General features: G+C 72.8%; 22 protein-coding genes. 12 read left to right on the plus strand and 10 right to left on the minus strand.

The window, feature by feature from the left end; genetic code table 11:
• Positions 1 to 21: 21 nt before the first annotated feature.
• Positions 22 to 174 carry a hypothetical protein gene (locus tag ABFJ78_RS39000; RefSeq protein ID WP_436392472.1) on the plus strand — a complete coding sequence of 51 codons (153 nt, stop codon included), beginning with the start codon at positions 22 to 24 and terminating at the stop codon, positions 172 to 174.
• Positions 175 to 216: 42 nt separating this feature from the next.
• Here ABFJ78_RS39000 and ABFJ78_RS39005 read toward each other — a convergent pair whose 3' ends face one another.
• From ABFJ78_RS39005 to ABFJ78_RS39020, 4 genes are all read right to left on the minus strand, one after another.
• Positions 217 to 405 (minus strand): DUF2795 domain-containing protein, encoded by a 189-nt coding sequence (locus ABFJ78_RS39005; protein WP_364614932.1) that lies wholly within the window; start codon positions 403 to 405, stop codon positions 217 to 219.
• A gap of 82 nt (positions 406 to 487) precedes the next feature.
• Positions 488 to 805, minus strand: a complete 318-nt coding sequence (locus tag ABFJ78_RS39010; protein ID WP_436392473.1) for an ArsR/SmtB family transcription factor — start codon at positions 803 to 805, stop codon at positions 488 to 490.
• Between the two features lie 2 nt (positions 806 to 807).
• A complete protein-coding gene (locus ABFJ78_RS39015; protein WP_436392474.1) occupies positions 808 to 1,203 on the minus strand; it encodes an SRPBCC domain-containing protein in 396 nt (131 codons plus the stop codon).
• 24 nt (positions 1,204 to 1,227) lie between these two features.
• On the minus strand, positions 1,228 to 2,244 hold the full coding sequence (locus ABFJ78_RS39020) for a Ppx/GppA phosphatase family protein (protein WP_436392475.1): 1,017 nt from the start codon (positions 2,242 to 2,244) through the stop codon (positions 1,228 to 1,230).
• Positions 2,245 to 2,322: 78 nt separating this feature from the next.
• On the opposite strand from ABFJ78_RS39020, the gene ABFJ78_RS39025 reads away from it, so the two are divergent.
• From ABFJ78_RS39025 to ABFJ78_RS39045, 5 genes are all read left to right on the plus strand, one after another.
• Entirely contained in the window at positions 2,323 to 3,147 is an 825-nt protein-coding gene (locus ABFJ78_RS39025) for an SDR family oxidoreductase (protein ID WP_436392476.1), read from the plus strand.
• Positions 3,148 to 3,304: 157 nt separating this feature from the next.
• Entirely contained in the window at positions 3,305 to 3,766 is a 462-nt protein-coding gene (locus tag ABFJ78_RS39030) for a DUF4383 domain-containing protein (RefSeq protein WP_436392477.1), read from the plus strand.
• Positions 3,767 to 3,777: 11 nt separating this feature from the next.
• Positions 3,778 to 3,945, plus strand: coding sequence for a hypothetical protein (locus ABFJ78_RS39035; protein ID WP_436392478.1), 168 nt, complete (start codon positions 3,778 to 3,780; stop codon positions 3,943 to 3,945).
• Entirely contained in the window at positions 3,942 to 4,373 is a 432-nt protein-coding gene (locus tag ABFJ78_RS39040) for a hypothetical protein (protein ID WP_436392479.1), read from the plus strand. The genes ABFJ78_RS39035 and ABFJ78_RS39040 overlap by 4 nt, the downstream gene beginning before the upstream one ends.
• Positions 4,370 to 4,726 carry a VOC family protein gene (locus ABFJ78_RS39045; protein WP_436392480.1) on the plus strand — a complete coding sequence of 119 codons (357 nt, stop codon included), beginning with the start codon at positions 4,370 to 4,372 and terminating at the stop codon, positions 4,724 to 4,726. Before ABFJ78_RS39040 ends, ABFJ78_RS39045 begins: the two co-directional genes overlap by 4 nt.
• Positions 4,727 to 4,733: 7 nt before the next feature.
• On the opposite strand, the gene ABFJ78_RS39050 is transcribed toward ABFJ78_RS39045, so the two are convergent.
• Genes ABFJ78_RS39050 through ABFJ78_RS39070 form a run of 5 tightly spaced genes read right to left on the minus strand, consistent with a single transcriptional unit; the run spans position 4,734 to position 8,016 of the window.
• Positions 4,734 to 5,171 (minus strand): DUF6292 family protein, encoded by a 438-nt coding sequence (locus ABFJ78_RS39050; RefSeq protein WP_436392481.1) that lies wholly within the window; start codon positions 5,169 to 5,171, stop codon positions 4,734 to 4,736.
• 57 nt (positions 5,172 to 5,228) lie between these two features.
• Positions 5,229 to 5,888, minus strand: coding sequence for a phosphoribosyltransferase (locus ABFJ78_RS39055; RefSeq protein ID WP_436392482.1), 660 nt, complete (start codon positions 5,886 to 5,888; stop codon positions 5,229 to 5,231).
• A complete protein-coding gene (locus ABFJ78_RS39060; RefSeq protein ID WP_436392483.1) occupies positions 5,872 to 7,056 on the minus strand; it encodes an erythromycin esterase family protein in 1,185 nt (394 codons plus the stop codon). Before ABFJ78_RS39060 ends, ABFJ78_RS39055 begins: the two co-directional genes overlap by 17 nt.
• A 38-nt stretch (positions 7,057 to 7,094) precedes the next feature.
• Positions 7,095 to 7,433 carry a hypothetical protein gene (locus ABFJ78_RS39065; RefSeq protein WP_436392484.1) on the minus strand — a complete coding sequence of 113 codons (339 nt, stop codon included), beginning with the start codon at positions 7,431 to 7,433 and terminating at the stop codon, positions 7,095 to 7,097.
• A 46-nt stretch (positions 7,434 to 7,479) separates the two neighbouring features.
• Positions 7,480 to 8,016, minus strand: a complete 537-nt coding sequence (locus tag ABFJ78_RS39070; protein WP_436392485.1) for a copper resistance CopC family protein — start codon at positions 8,014 to 8,016, stop codon at positions 7,480 to 7,482.
• Between the two features lie 392 nt (positions 8,017 to 8,408).
• Here ABFJ78_RS39070 and ABFJ78_RS39075 point away from each other — a divergent pair, with 392 nt between their 5' ends.
• From ABFJ78_RS39075 to ABFJ78_RS39100, 6 genes are all read left to right on the plus strand, one after another.
• On the plus strand, positions 8,409 to 9,008 hold the full coding sequence (locus ABFJ78_RS39075) for a hypothetical protein (RefSeq protein ID WP_436392486.1): 600 nt from the start codon (positions 8,409 to 8,411) through the stop codon (positions 9,006 to 9,008).
• 3 nt (positions 9,009 to 9,011) lie between these two features.
• Positions 9,012 to 9,920 (plus strand): CopD family protein, encoded by a 909-nt coding sequence (locus ABFJ78_RS39080; RefSeq protein WP_436392488.1) that lies wholly within the window; start codon positions 9,012 to 9,014, stop codon positions 9,918 to 9,920.
• Positions 9,921 to 9,945: 25 nt separating this feature from the next.
• Positions 9,946 to 10,917: a cupredoxin domain-containing protein gene (locus tag ABFJ78_RS39085; protein ID WP_436392489.1), complete on the plus strand. Its 972-nt coding sequence runs from the start codon at positions 9,946 to 9,948 to the stop codon at positions 10,915 to 10,917.
• 66 nt (positions 10,918 to 10,983) lie between these two features.
• Complete coding sequence (locus ABFJ78_RS39090; RefSeq protein WP_436392490.1) at positions 10,984 to 11,391, plus strand: hypothetical protein; 408 nt, start codon at positions 10,984 to 10,986, stop codon at positions 11,389 to 11,391.
• On the plus strand, positions 11,388 to 12,005 hold the full coding sequence (locus ABFJ78_RS39095; RefSeq protein WP_436392491.1) for a cupredoxin domain-containing protein: 618 nt from the start codon (positions 11,388 to 11,390) through the stop codon (positions 12,003 to 12,005). Before ABFJ78_RS39090 ends, ABFJ78_RS39095 begins: the two co-directional genes overlap by 4 nt.
• A 92-nt stretch (positions 12,006 to 12,097) precedes the next feature.
• Positions 12,098 to 13,540, plus strand: coding sequence for a glycoside hydrolase family 76 protein (locus ABFJ78_RS39100; protein ID WP_436392492.1), 1,443 nt, complete (start codon positions 12,098 to 12,100; stop codon positions 13,538 to 13,540).
• Between the two features lie 56 nt (positions 13,541 to 13,596).
• Here ABFJ78_RS39100 and htpG read toward each other — a convergent pair whose 3' ends face one another.
• A complete protein-coding gene (gene htpG / locus ABFJ78_RS39105; protein WP_436392493.1) occupies positions 13,597 to 15,492 on the minus strand; it encodes a molecular chaperone HtpG in 1,896 nt (631 codons plus the stop codon).
• Between the last annotated feature and the right edge of the window lie 142 nt (positions 15,493 to 15,634).

A 15,634-nucleotide genomic window follows, 5' to 3' on the forward strand; every position in this document is an offset into this window, starting at 1 on the left:
CGCGCTCGCCGGCCGCGACCAATGAAACCCCCGCCGCGCTGGAAGATGTGGCTGATCTCGCTGGTGGCGGTCCACCCACTGGTGCTGGGGTTCCAGGCGTGCGTGGTTCCGCTGACGACGATGACGTCCGTGGTGATGTCGGCAGTGACGCGGTTGTTGCGTCCGCGGCTGTGACGGCCCGGGCGAGCGGCACCCCGCCCGGGCCGCGTCCGGGGATCAGCCGCCGATCTCCTTGCTCACCCCGCTCGGGCCGTCGTAGGTCCGGTCGGGCAGGCCCCGCACGACGTCGAGGGTGCCGTCATCGGCCCCGTTCCGCTCGGCCGCGCGCACGAGATCGTCGCGCTGGGCGGGGTAATCGACACCGGAGAGGTACTTCTGCAGTTCGATCGGATTCGGCTTGCTCACGGGGGTCTCCTTCCGCTCGGGGAACGGCGCGGTTACCCGGTCGAAGCCCGGACACACGCCCGGCTCGCGGCGAGTTGGCGGCTCAGTCGATCGAGTCGAGGTGGCGTTCGAGGGCGTCGAGACGGTCGCGCCAGTGCTCGCGGTACGGGGTGAGCCAGGCGTCGACCTCGGCGAGCGGGGCCGGGCGGAGCCGGTAGACGCGGCGCTGGGCGTCTTGGCGGACCTCGACCAGGCCGGCCTCGCGCAGGAGCTTCAGGTGCTTGGACACCGTCGGCTGGGCGAGGGGCAGGTGCTCGGCGAACTCGCCGGCACTGCGCTCGCCCGCGCGCAGCAGGTCGAGGATGCGGCGCCGATGGGGCTCGGCGAGCATGTCGAACACCGACGGGGTGGCGGTTCGCATCCTCAGCCGTCCAGGTGGCTCGACAGCCGGTCGAGGCCGGTCTGCCAGCCGGTGGTGACCGCGGCGGCGGTGTCCGGATCGTCGACGACGTTGGTGAACGTGAGCCGGCAGCCTTCGCGGTCGGACGCCAGTTCCCACCGAAGGACCTCGCCGGCCCAGGTGTACTCGAGCAGCGCGGGTGGGTCGTAGGCGGTGACCGTGCCGTGGCCGGTCGGCATCCCGTCGGCCACGAAGGCCAGCTCGGCGCCCGGCGCGAAGTCCAGCCGGCAGCGGTCGTAGTCGAGGACCTCGACGAACCACACGCGCAACTGAGCGGTCTCGGTCAGCGCGCGCCACACCTTCTCCCGCGGGTGCGCGAGGCGGCGTTCGAACCGGAGGGCGACGCGGCCGCCCGGCAAAGGCTGCTGAAAGCCGGCAGACGCTCAGCTCGGCGCCGGCTGTTCCTCCACGGACCGCAACTGCCGCACGACGGCGCCCGGGTGCCGGGTCAACGGCTGCAACGGCAGCTCCGGTTTGTCCACCACCCGCTCCAGATGCCGCAGCAGGATCCCCTCCCGCAGCGCCCACGGGCAGATCTCGACGCGAGGCACGTCCAGCGCCGACAGCGTCGCCTCCGCCGCGAGCGCCCCGGCCACCACCTGACGCGCGCGCGGGCGGGAAATCCCGCGCAACCCCGCGCGCTCGGCCGCCGGGACGCGGGCCAGCCTCGGGAGCCACTTCCGCAGGTCCGCCACCGCCAGCTCGCGTGTCACGAACGGGCCTTTGCGCTGCGGCGACGTGCCCGTCAAGCGGGCCGGCTGCTTGAACGTCTTCGACGTCGCGACCACGCGCCGCGGCGGGCCCTCCCAGCGCAGGCGGTCCAGCACCTCGGACAACGTGTCGCGGACGTGGCGGCGCACCGCCTTCAGCTGCGCGCGCGTCGGCGGGTCGGCCGTCAGGAACTCGCGCGTGAGGCGGCCCGCGCCCAGCGGGAGGGAGATCGCCAGCTCGGGTTGCTCGTCGCGGCCGAGCACCAGCTCCATCGAGCCGCCGCCGATGTCGATCAGCAGCAGCCGCCCGGCCGACCAGCCGTACCAGCGGCGCGCCGCGAAGTACGTCAGGCGGGCCTCTTCCTCGCCGGACAGGAACTGGGGCCGGATCCCGGAGTCCGCCTGGATCCGGTCGATGACGTCCTCGCGGATCGCCGCGTCGCGCACCGCCGCGGTGACGAACGGGTACAGGTGGTCGACGCCGAGCCGGACCGCCGCGTCGACCGACCGGGTCACCGCCGCCGCCACGCGCTCGACGCCGGTCTCGCTCAGCGTCCCGTCGGGCAGCTCCTCGGCCAGCAGCGTCGGCTCCTTCACCGCGTGCGCCGGGAGCGGTGGTGCCCCGGCGGACACGTCCACGACCTGCAGCTGAGCGGAGTTCGACCCGATGTCCAGCACGGCCAATCTCATCCGGACGGGTTACCCCGCGGCGGCCGGGTTTAGTCCCGGATGGACGTGGTAGCCGACCGGGAACGAAAGGAGCCGCCCGTGTCCCTCCCGGCGCCACTGCCCGCCGACGCCGCTTCGCCGCGACGCGCCGTCGTGACCGGCGCGGACTCCGGCATCGGCCGCGCGGTCGCCGTCGCTCTCGCCGGCGGCGGCTTGGACGTGGGCATCACCTACCACTCGGACGCCGACGGCGCCGAGGAAACCGCCACCGAAGTCCGCTCGCACGGCGTGACGGCGCACGTCCGGCAGCTCGACCTCACGCGGCTGCCCGAAGCCGCCGACGTCGTCGACGCGTTCGCCGCCGACCTCGGCGGGATCGACGTCCTGGTCAACTGCTCCGGCACCGGCAGCAGCCAGCGGGTGCTCGACCTCGGCTACGAAAAGTGGCGCGAAGTCCTCGACGTCGACCTCGACGGGGTCTTCCTGCTGTCCCAGCGCGCGGCGCGGCACATGATCGACGCCGGCCACGGCGGCCGGATCATCACCATCACCAGCGTGCACGAGCACATCCCCCGCGTCGGTGCCGCGCCCTACTGCGCCGCCAAGGCCGGGGCGGGCGCGCTGACGCAGGTGCTCGCCATGGAGCTGGCCGAGCACGCCATCACCGTGAACTCCGTGGCGCCGGGCGAGATCTCGACGCCGATGACCGGGCAGGCCGACGCCGACCCGCGCGAGCAGCGGCGGCCCGGCATCCCGCTCGGGCGCACCGGGCACGCCGCCGAAGTGGCGGCCGCCGTCGCGTTCCTCGCGACCCCGGCGGCCGGCTACATCACCGGCACGTCGCTGGTCGTCGACGGCGGGCTGGTCCTGATGGGCGCCCAGCACGGCACCGCCCACGACGGGAACGACTGGCGTTCCCCCTGAGACCAGGGGCCCGCGCCGTGGCTGCAGGGACACCGGCGCGGGTCCCGGCCGGTGGCCGGACGGCGGCCCCCCAGCCCGCCGTCCTGCCCCTTCCACCCCTCCCGTTTCCCGTCCGGTTCGCCGGGTATCCGGCCCGCAAGGGAAAAGGAGGCTTTTCATGACGTCCGCCGAGACCCGCTCCCGGACCGGCCCCGCCTGGCTCCGCCCGGTCGTCGCCGTGCTCGGGCTGCTCTACCTCGCACTGGGGATCGCCGGATGGCTGACGCCGGAGACGGCGACGGTCGGCCACGTGACGAGCAGCCAGGTGGTCGGGCTGTTCAGCGCGAGCGTGCTGCTGAACCTCGTCCACACCGCGGTCGGCGTGCTCGGGCTGCTCGCCGCGACGCGCGGCGCCGGCGCGATCATCTACTGCTGGGTGCTGTTCGTGGGCTTCGCCGGCATGACCGCGTACGGCGTGCTCGCCACGGCGTTCAGCACGCCGGAGGACCCGATCAACGTCAACTGGGCGGACAACGTGCTGCACGGGCTCACCGCGGTCGCCGGGCTGGTGCTCGGGATCGCCGGCGCCCGCTCGGTTTCGGCACGGGGGCGCCGGGTAGCCGGAGAGGACGCCGCGTGAAGGAGGTTGCCATGCACCGGGAAAGCGACCAGCACTCGCCGCGTGAGGACGACGGGCTGAAGGCCGAGCTGCGAGGGACGTTGCAGGGCAACGGCCCATCCCGCGCCGAAGAGTGGCGTGACCCCGAAGGCCCCGCCGACGACGACCCGGACATCCCGCCGATGGGCGGCGGCGCATGACCACGAGTCACCCGGCGGCGGTGGCGGAACCCACCGTCGTCGTGCACTACCGCCTGCACGCGGACTTCTGCGTCCGGTTCCCCCGGCTGCGCCGGGCGCTGGGCGCCCACAGCGGGCTGGACCTGGACGCCGACGGCTTGCGCGTGCGCTTCGGGCCGTGGCTCGTCACGACCCCGCTGGGCAACATCGCCGGCGCCGAGGTCAGCGGGCCGTTGAGCCCGGTGCGCGCGCTGGGCGTCCGGCTGTCGCTCGCCGACCGCGGCCTGACGTTCGGCACGACCACCGAAGGCGGTGTGTGCCTGCGGTTCCGCGAGCCGGTCCGCGGCATCGACCCGTGGGGTCTGGTCCGCCACCGCGGCCTGACGGTCACGGTCTGCGAACCGGACCTGGTGGCCGAGGCGATCAACCGGGTGGTGGCGGAGGCGTGACGCGGATCTTGGCCATCGCCGTCGACTGCCGGCAGCCCGACCTGCTGGCGGAGTTCTGGGAGAAGGCGCTGCGGCAAGGGAAAAGCCGCACCTGGACCGACTCGCACGGCCTGACGTACCGGCAACTGGACTTCGAAGACGGTCCCGCGCTGCTGTTCCAGCCGGTGCCCGAGGAGAAGTCGGTGAAGAACCGGCTGCACCTCGATCTGGCGCCGTCGGAAGGTGACCAGCGCGCCGAGGTCGAACGGCTGGTGATGCTGGGCGCGAAGGTCCTCGACGACCCGCCCGACGATCCGTGGATCGTGCTCGCGGACCCGGAGGGCAACGAGTTCTGCGTCCTCCCGCCGCGCTAGTTCCAGTTCAGGCTTGGCCCTCGGGCAGGCAGACGGTCTCGCCACTCGCGTAAGCGGCGAGGCGCTCGTCGAAGCCGTCCGGGGCCCCGGGTCTGCGGAAGTCCGGGGGATCCGGCTGGCCCGGGTAGTCGTCTTCGTAGAGGCCGCGCACGAACGCCACCACCGCTTCCGGCGCCGGCAGCACGTCCGAACCGAGGTAGGAAAGCACGACCACGTCCTCGCCGGTGGCCGACTCGACGGCGGCCGCCCAGCCGTCGCGTTCGTCCCACAGCAGCGCCGTTTCGTGGTCGGGGAACCGCGCGAGCCGCCGCTCCAGCGCCAGGTACGCCGTCGCGGGCGCGTCCACCTCGCAGAACCAGGCGGGCGCGTCCAGCTCGGCCGCGACGGCCAGCAGGTACTGCCTCAGCCCGCGCGCCGCGGCGCCGAGCCCGTCCCGTTCGATCATCCCGCGCCTGCCCATCCGGTCGGTACCCCGTCGGGTGATACCCCGTCACCCATCCGGTCAACCCCGGTGTTCGCCCAGGTGGAGCAGCACGTCCTCGTCACTCGTCTGGTGGAAGTCGGCATACCACTGACCCACCGCGCGAAAGTCCGGCGGTTCGGTCACGCAGACGACGTCGTCGGCTTCGCGCAGCAATGCCGCCGCCGCGCCCGGGGCACCGACCGGCGCCGCGAACACGACCGTCCGCGGGTTCGCGGCCCGTACGTCGCGCAGGGCCGCCGTCGCGGTGACGCCGGTGGCGAGCCCGTCGTCGACGAGGATGACGTCCCGGCCGTCGAGCCGGGCCGGCGGCCGGCCGGCCCGGTAGCGCTCGAGCCGGCGGCGTGCCTCCGCGCGTTCGCGGTGCTCGGCCCGCGCCAGCCGGGCCGCGGTGAGCTTCAGCCCGCGCAGGATCGCTTCGTCGTAGATCGCCGGGCCGTCCGGGGTGACCGCGCCGACGCCGAACTCGCGCCGTCCGGGCGCGCCGATCTTGCGCGCCACCGCGACGTCCAGCTCGGCGCCGAGCCGGCGCGCGACGACCGCGGCCACCGGCACGCCGCCGCGGGCGAGGCCGAGCACGAGCGGGGAGACCCAGCGCCGGCGCAGCAGTTCGCCGGCGAGGCGCCGGCCGCCGTCCTCGCGGTCGGCGAAGACGAGCCGTCCGTCATCCACCACGCGCATGGGTCTGCGCCGGAACGAACAGGGGGTCCTCCGCCGGCTCCCAGCGGTGCAGCGGGGTGATCGCGGTGGTCTCGTCACAGTGGACGAACGCGTCGTAGCGGGCCGCCGGCACGGTCGGGACGTACCCGCCGCCGCGGTGGACGACGCCGATCGCGCGCTGCCCGCGCGGTTCGCGCGCCCAGACGTCGTCGGCACGGAAGACGAACAGGCTGTCCTCGCCGGGCACGGCGTCGTGCAGCACGCCCTCGAAGCTGTCGGGGCGCGCGGGCTCGACCGTCATCCGGCGCGCCGGACCGCCCCAGTGGCCGGCCGCGATCACCGATCCGCGGTGGGTGCCGAGCCCGACCGTGACGACGCCGTCGGCCTCGTGCCGTTCCCGCGTCAGCCGGCCGAGGGTGCCGCCGACGTGCGTGTTGTGCGCCCACACCACGGCTTTCGACCGCGGGCCGTACGCCCGCAGCAGCCGGTCGAGGGTGTCGCTCAGGTGGGTGGCGCGGGCGCTCCGGGCGCGCGCTCCGCCGCGGACGAACTCGCGGTAGTAGCCCTCGGCGCCCGGCACCCCGGCGCGGGCCGACGTCAGCAGGCGCACGACCTCGTCGCGGCAGTTCTCCGGCACCAGTTCGGCAAGGTCTTCGCCGTCGGGCTCGAAGCAGCGGAACGCGCGGATCGTCGCCTCGACCTGGTCGGGCGCGTGCTCGCGGACGAAACCCAGCACGCGACGCAGGGAGTCCCACAGGCTGTAGACGTCGAGACCGTGGAAGCCGCACGGGACGCCGTCGCCGGTGGTGTTGAACGCCCGCAGCCAGCCGGCGAACCCGGCGACCTCTTCGTTGGCCCACCGCCAGGTCGGCCAGTGGCGGAGGCCCCACAGCGCCTGGCCGGCGTCGTTCGGCGCGCCGGGGGCACCGGCGACGCAGGAGTGCACCCGGTGGCACTCCGCCCAGTCCCCTTCGACGGCGACGAACGAGAAGTCCCGTTCGGCCAGCAGCCGTTGCGTGAGTTCGGCTCGCCACTGGTAGAACTCGGCCGTGCCGTGGGTCGCCTCGCCCAGCAGGACGATCCGGGCGCGCCCGATGCGCCGGACGAGCGGGTCGAGGTCCTGCGGGCTCCGCAGGGTCGTCGCCGCTGCGCGGATCGCCGTCACGTCGGTGAGCACGGTTCCGGACATACTTCGCACGTTCCCGTTCCGGCGGGCCGCGAAACCCGTCAGGGCCGCCAGCCGTCCTGCCAGTCCGGGTGGGCTTCGTACACCGAGGCGATCAGTTTCACCGAGGCATCGTCGTGGGCGCCGGAGATCTCGCGGCGCAGGAACTCGGCCTTTTCGGCGAACGGCACCGGATGCCGGTCCTCCATCGCTTCGACCGGCCCGCCGGCGAGGATGAGACCGTCGCGATCGTCGGCGTACATGATCCGCAGCCTGCCCCGCCGTTCGGCCTCGTCGAGCAGCGGCAGTTCGCCGTCGCGGACGCGCTCTTCGTCCTCCGCGAGCCGGGCGAGCACGAACTCGTCCAGCTTCGCGACCGGGGTGTCGTCGAGGTTCGTCATGGGCGGGGGTTACCCGCGCCGGCGCGGACGCACACACGCCCACGGCTCAGGCGTCGGCGCGGGCCAGCCGCCGGGCGACCGCGAAACCGGTGCCGAGCAGGATCGCGCCACCGGTGATCCACGGCCAGAGCGGCACCGCGGCGTCGCCGGCCGGGCTCGCCGCCGTCGCGGCGGCCGGCACCGCCGACCCGGGGCCCGCGACGGTGAGCCGGAAGGGCACGGTCCCGGAGACCGGGTGGCCGTCGGCGGAGGTGACGCGGTACCGGATCGCGTAGGCGCCGACCGGGCCCAGCGGGCGCAGCGGCACCGACACCCGTCCGTCCACAACGGACACGGGCCCCGCTTCCCAGTGCGACGTGCCGTCCGGGCCGAGCACCGCGAGCTCGGTGAACCGGTTCTCGACGGGCTCGTTGAACACGAGCACCGCGTCGGCCGGCGAGGTGGCGATCGCCGCTCCCTCGGCGGGCGAGCTGGACACCAGGACGCTGTGCGCGGCCGCCGCGGGCGCGCCGAGCAGCACCGCGCAGCCCGCGGCGGCCAGCGCGGCGGCGATCCGGACGGGAAAAGACAAGCGGACGGCCATGTTTTCCTCGCGTTCTCGCGAATTCGGGGACTGCGCGAACCGTAGCGAGCACGACGGGAAACCCGAGAGGCCGTTCGGAAACGGCTGCGTTAAGCAATTCTCACCGACCACGGGACCCGGACCCCACAAACCGGTCATATCGGGCAGCTACTCCGACAGTCCGCCATCCGAGCCACCCGAATGGCGTAGCCGAACCGGCGTCCGGCGGACTGTCTCACCGTACGGCGGCGTCGACCGGTCGCCTGACTTAACACGGCCTTCATGTGAGGATCACGCCCGGTAACGCGGCAGCTGGTTTTCTGCTCCCCGCATCCCGTTGTTTCCCCGCCACTCCCGCCATTCCGGGCCATTCCCTTCCCGGGCGGAGAACGCTTTCCTTGGAGGACCACACCGTGCGAGGACCCGCACTGCGCCGAGACCACGTCATCGCCGCGAGCCTGGCCGGCGCGGTCGTGGTCGTCGTCGGCTACGCGTCCGGCATCGGCCTGCGGCCCGGCGGCGCCGCGGACGCGGCCACCCCGCCCGCGGTCGCGGACGGCGGGCACTCCGCCGCGCCGGAAACGCCGGGTGCGCAGCCCGTTCCGTCCGCGCTGCCGCCGTCGGACGTCCCGGTTTCCCCGCTGCCCGCGGTACCGGTCGGCGACCGGCCGGCCGAGCCGATGCCGCCGATACCCGGCGGCGTCGACGTGACGCCGGCTCCGGCTCCCGACCCGGAGCTGCCCGCCCCGACGTCCCCGCCGGAACCGGCACCCCCGCCACCGGGAACCGAAGTGCCCGCCTGCCAACCCGGTGCGGCGCAACAGGTCCTGGACACCGTGGGCGCGTTGCCGCTCCTCGGCGCCGTGACCACCGGCCTGGGCGTCACCGGCCCGGACGGGCTCGGCGCGCTCGTCCTCGGATACTGCCGCACCGCGGACGGCGGCCTCGAACCCGCGATGGTCCCGGCGGACTCGGTGGGCATCCCGGCCGCCACCGTCGCGAATGGACGGTGACGGGTGGACGACGTCAAGGCGTGGTACGTGTTCGCGCGCACCGTCGACTACACCGGCCTGACCCTGTTCGCCGGCGGGCTGCTGTTCCTCGCCGTGCTCTGGCCGGCGGGCGCCGGCCACCGCGGCGCCCGGTCGGTGGTGGTGACGGGCTGGCTGCTGGGCCTGCTCGGCACGCTTGCCGGGCTCGGCCTGCAGGCGGCGTGGGCCGCCCAGCGCCCGGCCGGTGACTTCCTGGCCTGGGACCTCCTCGGCCAGGCGCTGGACAGCCAGTTCGGCCGGATCTGGTTCGCCAGGGCGCTGTTGTGGCTGCTCGGCGGGGTGGTGCTCGCCTGGCTGCTGCAACGCGGCCCCGCCGCCGCGACCGCGTTGCCCTGGCGGGCCGGGACCGGGGCGATCCTGCTCGGGCTGCTGCGCACCACCGGCCTCACCGGCCACGCGGTGGAGAGCACCTCGCCGTGGTTGACGCAGCTCGCGGACTTCGCCCACCTCGCCGGGGCGTGCGCGTGGATCGGCGGCCTGGCCGTGCTCCTCTTCGGCGTCCTGGCCCGCCGCGACCCCGGCGAGCTCGCGTCGGTGATCCCGCGGTATTCGAAACTCGCCATGACGTCGGTCGCCGTCGTGGTCGCCGCGGGCGTCGTGCTCGCCTGGCAGACCGTCGGCAGCGTCGGCCGGGTCTTCGGCACCGCCTACGGCCGCACCCTGCTGGTCAAGCTCGCGGTGCTCGCCGTCGTGCTGCTCGCCGCGCAGGCGAGCCGCGGCTGGGTCGGCCGCCGGCTCGACTTCGCCGTCGTCCTGCGCGGGGACGCCGGCACCGTCCGCCCGTTCGTCTACTCCGTCGCCGCCGAGACCACGCTCGTCATCGTGGTCCTCCTGGCGGCGAGCTTCCTCGTCACGGCCAGTCCCGGCCGCTGATCGCACCCCGCGAAAGGAGTCCTCAGTGGACAACCCCAACCCCGCCACCCCCGAGCAGCCGGAGGCGGTGCGGCGACGACGGAACTGGCCCGTCGCCGTCGCGATCCTCGCGCTGGCCGCCGCGCTGTTCAGCCTCGCCACGCTGCGCGGCGGGCAGAGCGAGCAGGCCGCGCCGGCCGCGTCGGCGAACGTGGACCTCGCCGCGCTCGCGAAGCAGGGCCCGCTGGCCGTCCCGCTCTACCAAGGCCTGGCGCAGGAACAGGCCGGTGGCGCGGCCGCGGCCGCCGCGCCGTCGACGAAGTCCGTCGAGGCGATGGGCTACAAGTTCAGCCCGGCGAGCCTGACCATCTCGGTCGGCGACACGGTGACGTGGACCAACCACGACACCGCGCCGCACAACATCGTCGTCACCGACGGGCCGGAGAAGTTCACGTCCCCGACGCTGCAGACCGGGCAGACCTTCAGCCACACCTTCACGAAGGCCGGGACCTACTCCTACTACTGCTCGATCCACCCGGACATGAAGGCGACGGTCACGGTCACCGGCTCGGCGCCGACCAGCGCCCCGCCGACCTCGGCCCCGACGTCCGCGCCGACGTCGGACCCGACCCACTCGGTGCCGGCGCCCACCACCCCGGCCGGCGGCGGCTCCTGCGTGCCGAAGTCGGTCCTGCAGCCGATCATCGACCACATCAAGAGCGCCCACCTCGAGACCTCACCGGGTCAGCAGGTGCAGGACATCCTCAACCTCGACCAGTACATCAAGACCCACACGGTCTGGCTGGAAACCGTGCTCGCGCCGGCCTTCGACGGGTCGGCGGACAAGGTCGTCACCGACACGCTCGCGCCGATCATCGCCCACATCAAGAGCGCGCACCTCGAGACGTCGCTGGGCCAGCAGGTGACCGACCTGCTGAACCTCGACCAGTACATCAAGACGCACACCGTGTGGCTCGAAACGGTCCTCACCCCGCTGCTGGACCAGGCGAGCTGCTGACCCGCCGCGGGTGGCCCGGTTCCCCTGCCGGGCCACCCGCCCCCCTTCCCCGGAGGTCTTCCCGACATGCCCGACACCGCCGTCCTGCCGCGGACCGGTTACACCCTGCGCCGCGACCGGTGCGTCATCGAGCTCTCCCTGCGCGTGCTGGGAATCCCGCTGCTGCGCCGCCGGCTCACCGCGACGGACGGGCACTGGACGCCCGGTGCCGCGCTCGCCGTCACCCTGCGGAGCCCCGAGGTCGTCTGCACCGCCGAAGAGGTCGCCGAGCACCCGTTGGTGATCGACGGCCGCGTCGCCGGACGGGCGGTGCGGCTGCGCGGCGACGTCCGGCACCGCGACGAGCACAGCCTGGTCGTCTGGGCCGCCGGTCCGGTCCTCCCGGCTCGGCGCAAGCCCCGGCGAGGCCGGGTCGCGCGGTTCGTGGCGGGGCGCCGGCTGCACGCCGAGATCGCGATCGAGTTCGTCCGATGAGGCGAGCCGCGCTGGCCATCGCCGCGCTGCTGCTGGCCCTGACCGTGCCGTTCGCCGCGCCGGCGGCCGCGGCGACGCAGGTGGTCATGATGCAGGACTACGCCTACTCCCCTGCCGCGCTGACCGTCCGGGTCGGCGACACCGTCACCTGGATGCAGCACGACGAGGCGCCCCACGACGTCGTCACGACGAGCGCGCCGGTCGCGTTCCGGAGCCCGCGGCTGTCGGCCGGCCAGACCTGGAGCTACACGTTCCGGCAGCCCGGCACGTACTCGTACTACTGCTCGGTGCACCCCGACATGCGGGCGTCGGTGACGGTCCTGCCCGCGCCCACGACGGCGGCCCCGAAACCGGCGACCACCCCGGCGGCGGCCCGGCCCACGCCGGCGCGGACGACGACCGCCGCGGCCGCGGCGCCGCCGGCAGCGACTTCGTCGGCCGCCACTCCGCCGGTCGCGAGCACGCCGGCCGCGGCGCCCGCCACCGAGGCGCCGGCCGTGCAGCAGGCGACGGCTTCGACCCCGCCGACGTTGAGCCCGATGCTGCTGGTCGCCGGGCTCGTCACCGGGGTCGCCGTGCTGTGCCTGCTGCTCCTCAGCTCGCGCCGGGAGTGAATTCCTGTCCGAAACCTGTCCCGGTGAGGACTGGACCAATATTATTAGCTCCCGAGAATGGAGTCATCGCCCTTCAGCGCGGAAGGTGACCGATGAACCTCCTGACTCCCCTGCTCGCCGTCGTCATGGCGGCCACCCCCACCCCGACGCCGGCCCCGGCACCCACCGCCACGCTCGCGGTGATCTGCGACAAGTACTGCGACGCCAGGGATCCCGCCCTCTCCCCCGGTGACCGCGAAGGCGCGTCGGCGACCGTCAGCGGCCGCCGGCTCTCCCTGCACCTCGACGACGGCGACGACATGGGCTGGGCAGCGATCACCGGCGGGGCGGCCGGCGACCACGTCTGGCTGGACCGCTCGTTCGACGCCGGGCGCACGTGGGCGTCGGGCAGCAAGCTCGGTGACACGGCGACGCCGTCGGGCGGGACCGGCTGGCGGACCTTGATGTACAACGTCGACGACTGGAACGCCAAGGGCGTCGGCCTGCTGCGGGCGTGCGGGCAGCCCGCCGGTTCGGGCACCATCGCCTGCACCGGCTGGGCCCGCACGACGTGGAACGCGTGGGACCGCCGGACCGCGGCCGCGACGGCGTTGATGGAGCGGTACAACCTCGGCACCGGCCTGTTCGACACCACCGGCTGGTGGAACTCGGCCAACGCGCTGACCGCGATCATCGACAACGTCCGGATCAGCGGCATGAGCAGCTACCGGTACGCGATCGACACGACGTACACGAAGAACCTCGCGGCCCAGGGCGGCCAGTTCCGCAACGACTACATCGACGACACGGGCTGGTGGGGCCTGGCGTGGGTGGACGCCTACGACCTGACGGGCGACAGCAAGTACCTGAACACGGCCCGGGCGGACGCGGACCACATGTACGCGTACTGGGACGGCGTCTGCGGCGGCGGGGTCTGGTGGAGCACGAGCCGCACCTACAAGAACGCCATCCCGAACTCGCTGTACATCCAGCTCAACGCGGCCCTGCACAACCGCATCCCGGGCGACACGGTGTACCTCGCGCGGGCCCGGGCGGGCTGGACCTGGTTCGCCGGCAGCGGCATGATCAACGGCTCGAACCTCGTCAACGACGGCCTGACCACGTCGACGTGCGCGAACAACGGCCAGGCGGTGTGGTCGTACAATCAGGGCGTGCCGTTGACGGCGCTGACCGAGCTGTACCGGGCCACGGGCGACGCGAGCTTGCTGACGAAGGCCCGCGCGATGGCGAACGCGTCGACGACGAACGGCTCGTTGAACCCGGGCGGCATCCTCCGCGACCCGGGCGAGAGCGCCGGTGGCGGCGGCGCGGACGGCCCGACGTTCAAGGGCGTGTACGCACGGGACCTGGCGGTGCTGAACGCGGCGCTGTCGGACCACCCGTACACGGGGTACCTGCAGCGCCAGGCGAACTCGGCGTACGCGAACGACCGCAACAGCGCCGAGGCGTACGGCCTGCTGTGGGCGGGGCCGTTCGACCAGGCCGACGCGGCCCGGCAGCAGAGCGCGCTGGACTTGATGAACGCGGCCCCCTGACCGTGTCGTGAGTGGTCATTCGGGTCAGCACCCGAATGACCACTCACGTCTGCGGCTCAGAGGGTCTTCTCCAGGCGGCCCGCCAGCAGCTTGATGAACCGCGACGGGTCGGCCAGCTCGCCGCCCTCGGCCAGCAGCGCCATGCCGTAGAGCAGTTCGGCCGTCTCGGCCAGTCCCTCGTCGTCCGGGCGCGCCGCGTGGGCTTCCCGGAGACCGGTGACCAGCCCGTGGTCCGGGTTCAGCTCCAGGATCCGCTTGATCGGCGGCAGCTCCTGCCCCATCGCGCGGTACATCTTCTCCAGCGTCGGCGTGAGGTCGTGGGTGTCCCCGACGATGCACGCCGGCGACGTCGTCAGCCGCGACGAGAGCCGGACCTCCTTGACGTCCTCGCCCAGCGCCGTGCCCATCCACGTCAGCAGGCTTTCGAAGTCCTTCTTCTGCTGCTCGCGCGCGACCTCGGTGGCCTTCTTGTCCTCGTCCGACTCCAGGTCGACCTGGCCCTTGGCGATCGACTGGAACTGCTTGCCGTCGAAGCCCGGCACCGCGTCGACCCACATCTCGTCGATCGGGTCGGTCAGGACCAGCACCTCGTAGCCCTTGGCCCGGAACGCCTCCATGTGCGGCGAGTTCTCGATGGCCGAGCGCGACTCGCCGGTCATGAAGTAGATGTGCTCCTGGCCCTCCTTCATCCGCGAGACGTAGTCGCGTAGCGAAGTCGGCTTCTCCGCGTCGTGCGTCGAGGCGAACGACGAGATCTCGAGGATGGCTTCGCGGTTCTCGAAGTCGTCGAGCAGGCCCTCCTTGACCGCCCGGCCGAACTCGCGCCAGAACGTCGCGTACTTCTCCGCGTCGGCGGTCATCATCGTCTTGACCGTCGAGAGGACCTTCTTCACCAGGCGACGGCGGATCAGCTGGATTTGCCGGTCCTGCTGCAGGATCTCCCGCGACACGTTCAGCGAGAGGTCCTGCGCGTCGACGACGCCCTTGACGAACCGCAGGTACTCGGGGACGAGCGACTCGCAGTCGTCCATGATGAAGACGCGCTTCACGTACAGCTGCACACCGCGCTTGCGCTCGCGCAGGAACAGGTCCATCGGCGCGTGCGACGGCAGGAACAGCAGCGCCTGGTACTCGAAGGTGCCCTCGGCCTGCAGCCGGATCGTCTCGAGGGGGTCCTGCCAGTCGTGGCTGACGTGCTTGTAGAACTCGTGGTACTCGTCCTCGGTGACCTCGCTCGACGAGCGCGCCCACAGCGCCTTCATCGAGTTGACGGTCTCGACCTCCGCGTCGTCGCCCTCGCCCTTCATCCGGATGGGCCAGGTGATGAAGTCGGAGTACTTCTTCACGATCTCCCGGATCTTCGCCGGGGACGTGTAGTCGTAGAGGTGGTCCTCGGCGTCCTCGGGCTTGAGGTGCAGGGTCACCGCGGTGCCCTGCGGCGCGTCCTCGACCGGCTCGATCGTGTACGTGCCTTCGCCGGTGGACTCCCAGCGCACGCCCTCGCCGGTGCCGGCCTTGCGGGTCACGAGCGTGACCTTGTCCGCGACCATGAAGCTGGCGTAGAACCCGACGCCGAACTGGCCGATGAGGTCCTGCGACGCCGCCGCGTCCTTGGCCTCCTTCAGCTTGGTCAGGAAGTCGGCGGTGCCGGACTTGGCGATGGTGCCGATGAGCGCGACCACCTCGTCGCGCGTCATGCCGATGCCGTTGTCGCGCACGGTCAGGGTCCGCGCCGCCGCGTCCGCCTCGAGCGCGATGTGCAGGTCGGAGGTGTCCGCGCCGAGGTCCTTGTCGCGGTACGACTCCAGCCGCAGCTTGTCGAGCGCGTCGGAGGCGTTGGACACGAGTTCGCGCAGGAAGGTGTCCTTGTTCGAGTAGATCGAATGGATCATCAGCTGCAGGAGCTGACGCGCTTCCGACTGGAACTCCAGCGTCTCGATCGGGGTGGTCACTTCCGTTCCTTTCCGGGTGCGTCGGCCTTGGTTGGGTCGATCCTACCGAGGGGGTCCGACAGTCCGGCCGCGCACTTTATGAACGCAATGCAGACTCCCCCGGCCGCCGGGGTGATGCTGACCACGCCCCGCTGCCGATCAA

The sequence above is a fragment of the Amycolatopsis sp. MEPSY49 genome (assembly GCF_051337345.1).
GTDB lineage: Bacteria > Actinomycetota > Actinomycetes > Mycobacteriales > Pseudonocardiaceae > Amycolatopsis.

Bases quoted from the DNA above. Each gene is read 5' to 3' on its own strand.
- ABFJ78_RS39000 (WP_436392472.1), top strand. From the start codon at position 22: ATGAAACCCCCGCCGCGCTGGAAGATGTGGCTGATCTCGCTGGTGGCG.
- ABFJ78_RS39010 (WP_436392473.1), bottom strand. From the start codon at position 805: ATGCGAACCGCCACCCCGTCGGTGTTCGACATGCTCGCCGAGCCCCAT.
- ABFJ78_RS39020 (WP_436392475.1), bottom strand. From the start codon at position 2,244: ATGAGATTGGCCGTGCTGGACATCGGGTCGAACTCCGCTCAGCTGCAG.
- ABFJ78_RS39030 (WP_436392477.1), top strand. From the start codon at position 3,305: ATGACGTCCGCCGAGACCCGCTCCCGGACCGGCCCCGCCTGGCTCCGC.
- ABFJ78_RS39035 (WP_436392478.1), top strand. From the start codon at position 3,778: ATGCACCGGGAAAGCGACCAGCACTCGCCGCGTGAGGACGACGGGCTG.
- ABFJ78_RS39040 (WP_436392479.1), top strand. From the start codon at position 3,942: ATGACCACGAGTCACCCGGCGGCGGTGGCGGAACCCACCGTCGTCGTG.
- ABFJ78_RS39050 (WP_436392481.1), bottom strand. From the start codon at position 5,171: ATGATCGAACGGGACGGGCTCGGCGCCGCGGCGCGCGGGCTGAGGCAG.
- ABFJ78_RS39055 (WP_436392482.1), bottom strand. From the start codon at position 5,888: ATGCGCGTGGTGGATGACGGACGGCTCGTCTTCGCCGACCGCGAGGAC.
- ABFJ78_RS39060 (WP_436392483.1), bottom strand. From the start codon at position 7,056: ATGTCCGGAACCGTGCTCACCGACGTGACGGCGATCCGCGCAGCGGCG.
- ABFJ78_RS39065 (WP_436392484.1), bottom strand. From the start codon at position 7,433: ATGACGAACCTCGACGACACCCCGGTCGCGAAGCTGGACGAGTTCGTG.
- ABFJ78_RS39070 (WP_436392485.1), bottom strand. From the start codon at position 8,016: ATGGCCGTCCGCTTGTCTTTTCCCGTCCGGATCGCCGCCGCGCTGGCC.
- ABFJ78_RS39090 (WP_436392490.1), top strand. From the start codon at position 10,984: ATGCCCGACACCGCCGTCCTGCCGCGGACCGGTTACACCCTGCGCCGC.
- ABFJ78_RS39095 (WP_436392491.1), top strand. From the start codon at position 11,388: ATGAGGCGAGCCGCGCTGGCCATCGCCGCGCTGCTGCTGGCCCTGACC.
- ABFJ78_RS39100 (WP_436392492.1), top strand. From the start codon at position 12,098: ATGAACCTCCTGACTCCCCTGCTCGCCGTCGTCATGGCGGCCACCCCC.